The 10,852-nt window shown below is 66.1% G+C and carries 11 protein-coding genes and 1 tRNA gene; 9 read left to right on the forward strand and 3 right to left on the reverse strand.

Translation table 11 applies throughout. From position 1 onward, the window contains the following. Nucleotides 1-345, forward strand: a 345-nt coding sequence (locus ACLPJJ_RS12220; RefSeq protein WP_443591250.1) for an OmpA family protein, incomplete at its 5' end; no start/stop codon positions are given. A 134-nt stretch (nucleotides 346-479) separates the two neighbouring features. On the opposite strand, the gene ACLPJJ_RS12225 is transcribed toward ACLPJJ_RS12220, so the two are convergent. From ACLPJJ_RS12225 to ACLPJJ_RS12235, 3 genes are all read right to left on the reverse strand, one after another. Then, nucleotides 480-555 (reverse strand) — tRNA-His (locus tag ACLPJJ_RS12225). 27 nt (nucleotides 556-582) lie between these two features. Further along, the gene (locus ACLPJJ_RS12230; RefSeq protein WP_443591251.1) at nucleotides 583-1,764 is read right to left on the reverse strand and encodes an aminotransferase; all 1,182 of its coding nucleotides are present in this window, start codon (nucleotides 1,762-1,764) and stop codon (nucleotides 583-585) included. A gap of 68 nt (nucleotides 1,765-1,832) precedes the next feature. Continuing rightward, nucleotides 1,833-2,054: a hypothetical protein gene (locus ACLPJJ_RS12235; protein WP_443591252.1), complete on the reverse strand. Its 222-nt coding sequence runs from the start codon at nucleotides 2,052-2,054 to the stop codon at nucleotides 1,833-1,835. Here ACLPJJ_RS12235 and ACLPJJ_RS12240 point away from each other — a divergent pair. The 8 genes from ACLPJJ_RS12240 to ACLPJJ_RS12275 all read left to right on the forward strand — a co-directional run. Further along, entirely contained in the window at nucleotides 2,032-2,370 is a 339-nt protein-coding gene (locus ACLPJJ_RS12240; RefSeq protein WP_443591253.1) for a P-II family nitrogen regulator, read from the forward strand. The two genes, ACLPJJ_RS12235 and ACLPJJ_RS12240, sit on opposite strands and share 23 nt — an antisense overlap. A gap of 123 nt (nucleotides 2,371-2,493) precedes the next feature. Continuing rightward, a complete protein-coding gene (gene glnA / locus ACLPJJ_RS12245; protein WP_443591254.1) occupies nucleotides 2,494-3,924 on the forward strand; it encodes a type I glutamate--ammonia ligase in 1,431 nt (476 codons plus the stop codon). A 169-nt stretch (nucleotides 3,925-4,093) separates the two neighbouring features. Further along, entirely contained in the window at nucleotides 4,094-4,618 is a 525-nt protein-coding gene (gene rimP, locus ACLPJJ_RS12250; protein ID WP_443591255.1) for a ribosome maturation factor RimP, read from the forward strand. Nucleotides 4,619-4,627: 9 nt separating this feature from the next. Further along, nucleotides 4,628-6,145 (forward strand): transcription termination factor NusA, encoded by a 1,518-nt coding sequence (gene nusA, locus ACLPJJ_RS12255; protein ID WP_443591256.1) that lies wholly within the window; start codon nucleotides 4,628-4,630, stop codon nucleotides 6,143-6,145. Beyond that, entirely contained in the window at nucleotides 6,129-6,758 is a 630-nt protein-coding gene (locus tag ACLPJJ_RS12260; protein WP_443591257.1) for an RNA-binding protein, read from the forward strand. The genes nusA and ACLPJJ_RS12260 overlap by 17 nt, the downstream gene beginning before the upstream one ends. A gap of 57 nt (nucleotides 6,759-6,815) precedes the next feature. Beyond that, complete coding sequence (gene infB, locus ACLPJJ_RS12265) at nucleotides 6,816-9,521, forward strand: translation initiation factor IF-2 (RefSeq protein ID WP_443591258.1); 2,706 nt, start codon at nucleotides 6,816-6,818, stop codon at nucleotides 9,519-9,521. Next, the gene (gene rbfA / locus ACLPJJ_RS12270) at nucleotides 9,496-9,912 is read left to right on the forward strand and encodes a 30S ribosome-binding factor RbfA (protein WP_443591259.1); all 417 of its coding nucleotides are present in this window, start codon (nucleotides 9,496-9,498) and stop codon (nucleotides 9,910-9,912) included. The genes infB and rbfA overlap by 26 nt, the downstream gene beginning before the upstream one ends. 12 nt (nucleotides 9,913-9,924) lie before the next feature. After that, a partial coding sequence (locus ACLPJJ_RS12275) for an L-threonylcarbamoyladenylate synthase (protein WP_443591260.1) occupies nucleotides 9,925-10,852 on the forward strand: 928 nt, incomplete at its 3' end.

Raw genomic sequence — 10,852 nt, forward strand, 5'->3', positions numbered from 1 at the left:
CCGGCTCCGGCCCCGGCCAAGACCTACCTGGTGTTCTTCGACTGGGATAAGTACAACCTGACGCCGCGCGCGACGCAGATCGTTGCCCAGGCGGCGTCCGACTCCAAGACGCAGAACGTCACCACGCTGGACGTGTCCGGCTACACCGACACCTCGGGCACCCCGCAGTACAACATGGGTCTGTCCGAGCGCCGCGCGAAGGCGGTTGCCGCGCAGCTGGTCACGGACGGCGTTCCGGCCTCCGAGATCGAGATCCACGCCTATGGCGAGACGCATCTGCTGGTGCCGACCGGTCCGGGCGTGCGCGAGCCGCAGAACCGCCGCGTCGAGATCGTGATGCAGTAATCGCTTCGGCCTTCGCGCCGAAGCCAGCCCCGGCGGGAAACCGCCGGGGTTTCTTGTTGGCCGCAGAACGGTCAAAACAGAAAACCCGCCAACGGGGGCGGGCAGGGGCGGGCTAAAATGTCAGGCAAAACCCCTGGGGCGAACGACGGGGATCGAACCCGCGACAACCGGTACCACAAACCGGCGCTCTACCAACTGAGCTACGTCCGCCATCCAGGGTGCGGCGTCGTAACGCGGTCAGGCCAATGCCGTCAATGGCCTTGATGACATCCAGCGTTCCAATCGCTGCAAAGCTGCCTCCAGAACGGCGTTTTGCTTGCAGAAAGCGAACCGGGCGTAATGCCGGGGCGGGTTGTCCACATAGAAGGCGGAGACGGGAATCGCCGTCACCCCAGCCTGTTCCGTGAGGGCGCGGCAGAAGGCCTCGTCATCCCCGGTAAAGCCCAGGGCTGAGAAATCGGCGGTGATGAAGTAGCTGCCCTGGGCGGGCAGGGTGGCAAAGCCCAGGCGGCGCAGCCCGGCTTCCAGCAAGTCGCGCTTGGTCTGCAGCTCACCGGCGAGGCTGCTGAAATATTCATCCGGCTTGCCCAGCCCGTAGGCCACGGCGCGCTGCAGGTTGGGGGCGGTGGTGAAGGTAAGGTTCTGGTGTGCCTTGGCCACCAGCGAGATCAGCGCCGCCGGACCGGAGACGTAGCCCACCTTCCAGCCGGTGAGGGAGAAGGTTTTGCCCGCGCTGCCGATGCGCACACAACGTTCCGCCATGCCCGGCAGGGTCATCAGCGGGATATGCCTCGCCCCGGAGAATACCAGATGCTCATACACCTCGTCGCACACGGCATAGGCATTGTGCTCGCGCAGCAGGCCGGCGATGAACGCCAGCTCCTCCGGCGTGAACACCTTGCCGGTCGGGTTCATCGGCGAGTTGAGCAGCAGCAGCTTGGTTTTCGGTCCGAAGGCGGCGGCCAGCTCGGCGCGGGGCAACTCCCAGCGCGGCGGCTCCAGCCGCACCAGCCGGGCAGTGGCGCCCAGCAGCTTCACGACCGGCAGGTAGGTGTCGTAGAGCGGCTCGATCAGCACCACCTCGTCGCCGGGGTTGAGCAGCGCCATTAGGCTGGCGGTGATCGCCTCCGTGGCCCCGGAGGTGACGCAGACGCCCGTAGCGGCGTCGATGTCCAGGCCGTAGAAACGCTTGTTCGCCGCGGCCACGGCCTCGCGCAACTCCGGCGTGCCGGTGAGCGGGGGGTATTGGTTGCGGCCATCCAGCAGCGCATCCGCGGCCGCGCGGACCACATCGGCCGGGCCTTCCGTGTCGGGAAAGCCCTGGCCGAGATTGATGGCGCCGTGCTGCACGGCCAGCGCCGACATGACGGTGAAGATGGTGGTGCCCGTTTGGGCCAGGAGAGCATTCGCAGGTTTCACGGGATCAATTCCTTACTCGAAGACCAGACTAACCCGCTCAACCACAGGGCGGCAAGTTAGCGCAAATTTTAGGCAAAAATCGCTATTTCTTGGGGCATGGCGGTGGATTTGTCTTTACTAAAATAGCTGCAATCCTGGATTTGGGCCGCAATTAGGTTGGCACGAACCGTGCTATAACACCCTCGCCAGTCCAACGGCTGGCGCGCATTCGCGCTGTCGCAGGAAACACAGAGGAGGGCGCCGGCCTTGCGGCCCGGCGTGAACCAGATGAAGAAGATCGAAGCGATCATCAAGCCGTTCAAGCTCGACGAGGTGAAGGAAGCGCTGCACGAAGTCGGGCTTCAGGGCATTACCGTTGTCGAGGCCAAGGGCTTTGGCCGCCAGAAGGGGCATACCGAGCTCTATCGCGGCGCTGAATACGTTGTGGATTTTCTGCCGAAGGTGAAGATCGAGGTCGTCTGTGAGGATGGTGTGGTCGAGCGCGCGGTCGAGGCGATCATGAACGCGGCCCGGACCGGCCGGATCGGCGATGGCAAGATTTTCATCTCCACGGTCGAGGAAGTGATCCGCATCCGCACCGGCGAGAAAGGCGAGGCAGCGGTCTAAGCTGCCATTGTCGCCATGGTCATGCATGGCTAACATGCTGGTGCTGCGCGTGGACTGGGCGGGAGGCGCATGGTGTGCCCCCGCGGGGTTGACGGGTAACATTTTACAAAACGAGGAAAAAACATGGCTAAGAAGGCCGAGGGCGACGACGCCGTCGCGAAGGTTCTTAATCTGATCAAGGAGAACGGGGTCGAGTACGTCGATCTGCGGTTCACTGATCCGAAGGGCAAGTGGCAGCACACGGCGCAGCATGTCGCCACCATCGACGAGGACACGCTGAAGGACGGCTTCATGTTCGACGGCTCCTCCATCGCCGGCTGGAAGGCGATCAACGAGTCCGACATGATCCTGCAGCCGGACCTGGAGACCGCGGTGATGGACCCGTTCTCGGCCAAGCCGAGCCTGATCCTCTTCTGCGACATCATCGAGCCCGCCACCGGCCAGGGCTATGCGCGCGACCCGCGCTCCACCGCCAAGAAGGCCGAGGCTTACCTGAAGTCCACCGGCATCGGTGACACCGCCTTCATCGGCGCCGAAGCTGAGTTCTTCATCTTCGACTCCGTGAAGTTCGGCACCGGCGGCAATTTCGGCACCTATCAGCTGGACTCCATCGAGGGCCCCGGCGCCTCCCTGAAGGACTACCCGGAAGGCAACATGGGCCATCGCCCGGCCGTCAAGGGCGGCTACTTCCCGGTCCCGCCGGTGGATGGCGACTCCGACCTGCGCGCCGAGATGCTCTCCGCCATGGGCGAGATGGGTCTGCCGATCGAGAAGCACCACCATGAGGTGGCGCAGAGCCAGCACGAGCTTGGGACCCGGTTCAACCCGCTGACCAAGATGGCCGACCAGATGCAGATCTATAAGTACTGCGTCCACAACGTCGCCCACTCCTACGGCAAGACCGCGACCTTCATGCCGAAGCCGATCTATGGCGATAACGGCTCGGGCATGCACACGCACGCCTCGATCTGGAAGAACGGCAAGCCGCTCTTCGCCGGCAACGGCTATGCGGATCTGTCCGAGCTGTGCCTGTACTTCATTGGTGGCGTGATCAAGCACGCGAAGGCCATCAACGCCTTCTCGAACCCCTCAACCAACTCGTACAAGCGTCTGATCCCGGGCTTCGAGGCGCCGGTGCTGCTGGCCTACTCCGCCCGTAACCGCTCGGCCTCCTGCCGCATTCCGTACACCACCAGCCCGAAGGCCAAGCGCGTTGAGGTCCGTTTCCCCGACCCGACCTGCAACCCGTATTTGTCCTTCTCCGCGCTGCTGATGGCCGGCCTCGACGGCATCAAGAACAAGATCCACCCGGGCGACCCGATGGACAAGGATCTGTACGAGCTGCCGCCGGAAGAGCTGAAAGGCATCCCGACCGTTTGCGGCTCGCTGCGCGAGGCGCTGGGCGCGCTGGAAGCCGACCACGAGTTCCTGCTGCAGGGCGATGTGTTCACCAAGGAGCAGATCGAGTCCTACATGGAGATCAAGTGGAAGGAAGTGTACCGCTTCGAGCACACGCCGCACCCGGTGGAGTTCGAGATGTACTACTCCGCTTAAGTAGCGGATCGAAAGGAAACGGCGCCTTCGGGCGCCGTTTTTGTTTTGGGGGTGGGGCAAAAAATACCTTGCCGTTCCGGCGGGGAGGGCGTACATACCGGCCAACAAATACCCGCTTTCTCGCAGGGTGGCCCTAAACAGGCCGCCTTTTTTATTGGATTTTTACCGCTTGTCCGACAACCGACCAATCCATACCGGCCTCGAGGGCCGCATTGCCGACATCATCGCCGAGCCGTTGGAAGCCCAGGGCTATGAACTTGTGCGCGTGCAGGTGATGGGCACCGAAACCCCGACCGTGCAGATCATGGCCGACCGCGCCGATGGCGCCTCCTTCACCATCGAGGATTGCGAGGCTGTCAGCCATCTGCTCTCCGCGGTGATGGACGTGGAAGACCCGATCAACTCCGCATGGACGCTGGAGGTTTCCTCCGCCGGGATCGACCGCCCCCTGACCCGCACCAAGGATTTCAACCGCTATGCCGGGTTCGATGCGCGCGTCGAGCTGAACTTTCCCGGCCCCGGCAACCGCAAGCGCTTCACCGGCAAGCTGGTGGATGCCGATGCCGAGACCGTGCGGCTGCAGCTGGAGAAGGACGAGATCGTCGAGCTCAAGCGCGCTGATATCCGCAAGGCCAAGCTCGTGTTGACGGACGCGCTGATCGCCTTCACCACCCAACCTACAGTGACCAACTAGAGGACTCTCATGGATACCGCAGTCAACCGCCCGGAATTGCTGCTTGTCGCCGATGCCGTGGCCCGCGAGAAGATGATCGAGCGCGAGGAAGTGCTTGAGGCGATGGAGCAGGCGATCCAGAAAGCCGGCCGCGCCAAGTACGGGCATGAGAAGGACATTCGCGCCGTCATCGACCGCAAGAGCGGCGAGGTGCGCCTCTCCCGCTGGACCGAAATCGTCGAGACGGTGGAGAACGAGGAGACGCAGATCCCCGTCGCCATCGCCAGGAGGTTTGCGCCGGAGAAGAATGTCGGGGACTTCATCGTTGACCCGCTGCCGCCGATCGATTTCGGCCGCATTGCTGCGCAGACCGCCAAGCAGGTGATCGTGCAGCGCGTGCGTGAGTACGAGCGCGCCAAGCAGTACAATGAGTACAAAGACCGCGTGGGCGAGATCATCAATGGCGTGGTCAAGCGCACCGAGTACGGCAACCTGATGGTCGATCTCGGCCGGGCCGAGGCGCTGCTGCGCCGCGACGAATGCATCGCGCGCGAGAACCTGAAGAACGGCGACCGCGTGCGCGCCTATATCTACGACGTGCGCGAGGAGCCGCGCGGCCCGCAGATCTTCCTCTCCCGCACGCATCCCGGCTTCCTGGCCAAGCTGTTCGCGCAGGAAGTGCCGGAAATCTACGACGGCATCATCGAGATCAAGGCTGTGGCCCGCGACCCCGGCTCCCGCGCCAAGATGGCGGTGATCTCGCGCGATAGTTCGATCGACCCGGTCGGCGCCTGCGTCGGTATGCGCGGTTCGCGCGTGCAGGCGGTTGTGGCCGAGCTGCAGGGCGAGAAGATCGACATCATCCCCTGGTCGCCCAACGTGGCTACCTTTGTTGTCAACGCCCTGGCCCCCGCGGAAGTCTCCAAGGTGGTGATGGACGAAGAGGCTGGGCGTGTTGAAGTGGTGGTGCCGGACAGCCAGCTCTCGCTGGCCATCGGCCGCCGTGGCCAGAACGTGCGCCTCGCCTCGCAGCTTACCCGCTGGGATATCGACATCCTGACGGAGGCCGAGGAGAGCGAGCGCCGGCAGGAGGAATTCCGCCGCAAGACCGGCCTGTTCGTCGAGGGGCTGGACGTGGACGACGTGATCGCCGGTCTGCTGGTGCAGGAGGGCTTCGAGACTATCGAGGATCTCGTCGCCACGCCGGAAGAGGAGGTCGCCTCGATCGAGGGCTTCGACGAGAATGTCGCCGCCGAACTGGTGCGCCGCGCCAACACCTTCCTGGAGCGCCAGGCCGGCGAGATGGAGGAGAAGCGCATCGCCCTCGGCGTGGCCGATGAGGTTGCCGCGTTTGAGGCGTTCTCCGCCAAGGACCTGATCGCCCTGGGCGAGAAAGGCGTGAAGACGCTGGACGACCTTGCGGATCTGGCTGGCGACGAGCTGGTGGAGATCCTGGGCAATGCCACGATGACCGAGGAGCAGGCCAACGAGATCATCATGGCCGCCCGCGCGCATTGGTTCGAAGGGGAGAATGGCAACGCAGGCTGACCCCCAGGCTCCAGAGGTGATTGACGAGGCGGAGGAGCGCGGTCCGCTGCGCCGCTGCCTTGTCACCCGCGAGGCCGTGCCGCGCGAGCAGGCCCTACGCTTTGTCGTGGGGCCGGAGCGGCGCTTGGTGTTCGACGCCGCCGCAACCCTGCCAGGACGAGGCTTGTGGTTGAGTGCGCGCGCCGATGTGCTACATCAGGCAGTCCGGCGTGGTGTGTTCCCCCGTGCCGCCAAGGCGCAGCTGGTGCTGCCGCCCGATCTCCTGGCCGAGGTGCGTGCGGCACTCGTTCGCCGCGTGGCTGATTTGCTGGGCTTGGCCCGGCGTGGTGGCGTCGCCATATCTGGCTTCGAGAAGGCCCGGGAATGGTTGCGGGCAGGCTCGGCCGGGCTGGTGGTGCAGGCGGCGGATGGCAGCCCTGAGGAACGGGCGCGGTTCCTGGGCGGGCGGGATGTGCCCGTGGTGACGGTGCTGAGCGCCGCCGCGCTGGGAAAAGTCTTTGGCCGTGAGCACACGGTGCATGTGGTCATCGCCCCGGGGCGGTTGGCCAGGATGATCGAAATCGAAGCGCAACGCCTCCAAGGTGTTGCGGTGGAAGTGACAAGCGGGCAGTAGAGCCCAACAAGGCCGGTTAACCCCGGCGACGACTGAGTGGATTGGACCGGATTAGGCATGAGTGACGGCAACGACCAGAATGAAACCAAAGGCAGGCTCTCGCTGCGTCCCGCGGCGCGTGGGGATGCGGGGCATACTGTCGATGCCGGATCGGTGCGCCAGAGTTTCTCGCATGGCCGCTCCAAGGTGGTGCAGGTGGAAGTGCGCAAGAAACGCGGACCTGGCCCGGCTCCGGCCGGCGCTCCCGCGCCTGCCGTGCCTGCGGCACCCGCCACACTCGCGCTGAAGCCCGCCGCCGAGCGCCCCGCCAGCCCGGCCCCCACTCAGGCCGCGCCGCAGGCCCCGCGCCCGCGCCCTGCCTCTGGCCCGGGTGGCCGTGCCCTCACCGCCGCCGAGCAGGCGACACGTCAGCGCGTGCTGGCCGAGCAGCAGCGCCTGGCGGCGCAGCGCGAGGCCGAGCGCCGCGAGCAGGAAAAGATTTCCATTCTTTCCGCCGCCGAGGAAGCCCGCCGCAAGGCCGAGGAAGAAGCCCGGCTGAAGGAAGAGGAAGAGGCGAGGGCCGCGGTTGAAGCCAAGGCGAAGGCCGAGGAAGAAGCCAATGCAAAGGCCGGTATCGCGCCGCCGCAGGCTGCGCCCGCTGCTCCCGCCGCGCCGAAGGCCGTGCCGCCCCGTCCTGGCGCGCCCGCTGCGCGCCCTGCCGCGCCCGCTGCCCGCGAGACGCTGCAGCTCAAGCCCGGTGGCCGTCCGGGCACCGGTACTGAGGAAGAAGAAGAAGCGGCTCGCCCCGGCGTCCGCCGCCTCAGCACCCCGGCGCCCAAGCGCGGCGTGCCTGTTGCCCCGGTCAAGAAGCTGGGCGACGGCAACCGCCGTAGTGGCCGCATCGACGTGCAGGCCGCGATCGAGGGTGAGGACGAGAAGACCCGCTCCCTGGCCTCCGTGCGCCGTCAACGCGAGCGCGAGCGCCGTCAGGCCGAGCTGGAGCTGTTGCGCTCCGATGGCCTGAAGGTGGTGCGCGAGGTCATCCTGCCGGAGACGATCACCGTGCAGGAGCTGGCCAACCGTATGGCCGCCCAGGGCCGAGACGTGGTGCGCGCCCTGATGAAGATGGGCGTGATGGCGACCGTCACCCAGACCATCGACGCCGACACCGCCGAGCTGGTGGTGAGCGAGTTCGGCCACAAGGCCCGCCGCGTCTCGGATTCGGATGTGGAAATCGGCCTGGAGGGCGATGAGGACACGGAAGCCGAACTGCAGCCGCGTCCGCCGGTCGTCACCATCATGGGCCATGTCGACCACGGCAAGACCAGCCTGTTGGACGCGCTGCGCCACACGGACGTGGCGGCAGGCGAGGCCGGCGGCATCACCCAGCATATCGGCGCCTATCAGGTCACCCTGCCGTCCGGCGCGCAGATCACCTTCCTCGACACGCCGGGCCATGAGGCCTTCACCGCCATGCGCGCCCGCGGCGCCGCCTCGACGGATATCGTCGTGCTGGTGGTTGCGGCTGATGACGGCGTGATGCCGCAGACGATCGAGGCGATCAAACACGCCAAGGCGGCGGATGTGCCGATCATCGTGGCGATCAACAAGATCGACCGCCCCGGCGCCGACCCCACCCGCGTTCGCAACGAGCTGCTTCAGCACGAGATCGTGGTGGAGGACATGGGCGGTGAGACCATCGATGTGGAAGTCTCGGCGCTGAAGAAGCTCGGCCTGGACAAGCTGGAAGAGGCGATTCTGCTGCAGGCCGAGGTGCTTGAGCTGCGCGCCAACCCGGACCGCACGGCCGAAGGCGCGATCATCGAGAGCCGTTTGGACCGCGGCCGTGGCCCGGTGGCCACTGTGCTCGTGCAGAAGGGCACGCTGCACCAGGGCGACATCGTGGTGGCCGGGGCCCAGTGGGGCCGCGTGCGCGCCATGCTGAACGACAAGGGCCAGAACGTGAAAGAGGCGCCGCCCTCGCTGCCGGTGGAAATCCTCGGCCTCTCCGGCGCGCCCACGGCGGGCGAGCCCTTCGTGGTCGTGGAGAACGAGCAACGCGCCCGTGAGATCACCGAGTACCGCCAGCAGAAGCTGCGCGAACGCCAGGTGGCGACGCAGACCGCGATGCGCGGCACCATGGAAGAGATGCTGGCCCGTATTCAGGCCGGCGCACAGAAGGAAGTGGCCCTTGTGGTAAAGGCCGATGTGCAGGGCTCTGCCGAGGCGATCGGCGTGGTGGTCACGCGGGTCGGCAACGAGGAGGTGCGCGTGCGCGTCATCTACTCCGGCGTCGGCCAGATCACCGAGAGCGATGTGCAGCTGGCGAAAGCCTCGGATGCGATCCTCGTCGCCTTCAACGTCCGCGCCAATGCGCAGGCGCGCGAGCTGGCGCAGCGCGAAGGTGTCGATATCCGCTACTACTCGATCATCTACGAAGTCGCGGATGACATCGAGAAGCTGGTCAAGGGCAAGCTGGCGCCGATCGTGCGCGAGAAGTTCCTGGGCTACGCGGAAATCCGCCAGGTGTTCAACATCACCAAGACCGGCAAGGTCGCGGGTTGTTATGTCACCGAGGGGCTGGTCAAGCGCGGTTGCGGCGTCCGCCTGCTGCGCGACAACGTGGTCATCCACCAGGGCGATCTGTCTCAGCTCAAGCGGTTCAAGGACGATGTGAAGGAAGTGGCGCGCGGCTATGAGTGCGGCCTGTCCTTCGCGGGCTTCCAGGATCTGCGCGAGGGCGACATGGTCGAGTGCTATGAAACCGAAATCGTCCCAGCCTAATTCCGCCCCCTCGCAGCGCCAGCTGCGGGTGGGAGAGGAACTCCGCCACGTTCTCTCCGACGTGATGCTGCGCACCGAGTTCCACGACCCGGTGCTGGCGCGCGAGCACATCACCGTGTCGGAGGTGCGGATGTCCCCGGACCTGAAGCACGCGCTCGTGTTCGCCACCGTGCTCGGGCACAAGGACATCGCCCCGCTGCTCCCCGCGCTGAAGCGCGTGGCGCCGTTCCTGCGCGCGCAGATCGCGCCGCGCCTGGGCCTGCGGGTAACGCCGGAGCTGAAATTCGTCGCCGACGAGGCGATGGAGCAGGCAACGCGGATCAACGAGATCCTGCACAAGCCTGAGGTGGCGCGGGATCTCGGCGCCGAATCCGGCGAGTCCGAGGACTAGACCAGCCCGCACATGACCGAACGCCTGACCCCTAACGAGATCAGCCGGGCGGTAGAATTGCTGCGCGCGGGCGAGCTTGTCGCCTTTGGCACCGAGACGGTGTACGGGCTCGGCGCCGATGCTTGCAACGCGCAAGCCGTCGCGGCGATCTATGCCGCCAAGGGACGCCCCAGCTTCAACCCGCTGATCTGCCATTTCGCCGACGCGGGTACAGCCTTCCGCTACGTGATGGCCAATGCCCTGGCGGAAAAACTGGCGACGAAATTCTGGCCTGGGCCGCTGACCCTGGTGCTGCCGCGCGCGGAAGACTGCCCTGTGTCGCAGCTTGCCGGTGCTGGCCTGCCCACGCTGGCCGTGCGCGTGCCTGCGCAGCCTGTGGCGCTGCGTCTGCTGGCGGCGTTCGGCGGCCCGGTGGCCGCACCTTCGGCCAACCGCTCCGGGCGGATCTCCCCCACCAGCGCGGCCCATGTGTTGGCCGAACTCGGCGGGCGGATCGCCGCGGTGCTCGATTCTGGGCCATGCGTGGTCGGGGTAGAATCCACGGTGCTGGATCTCTCGGGTGAAACGCCGGTGCTGCTGCGCCCCGGCGGCGTCACGCTGGAGGCGTTGGAGGCGGAAATCGGCCCCATCACCCGCGCCACGGGCGATGCTTCTGCCCCGTCCTCACCGGGTATGCTGGACTCGCATTACGCTCCCAGGTTGCCGGTGCGGCTCAACGCCACCGAGGCCGGGGCGGATGAGGCGTTGCTCGCCTTCGGTCCGCCGCTACCGGGCGCGAAGCTCTGCTTCCAGCTCTCCGCCAGCGGAGATCTGCGCGAGGCTGCGGCGCGGCTGTTCGAGGGGCTGCACGAGCTGGATGCCCGCGCCTACGCGCTGGGGCTGAAACGCATCGCAGCACAACCCATCCCCGCCGCCGGACTGGGGCTTGCCATCAACGACC

This window comes from Acidocella sp. (assembly GCF_052326845.1).
Classification (GTDB): domain Bacteria; phylum Pseudomonadota; class Alphaproteobacteria; order Acetobacterales; family Acetobacteraceae; genus Acidocella.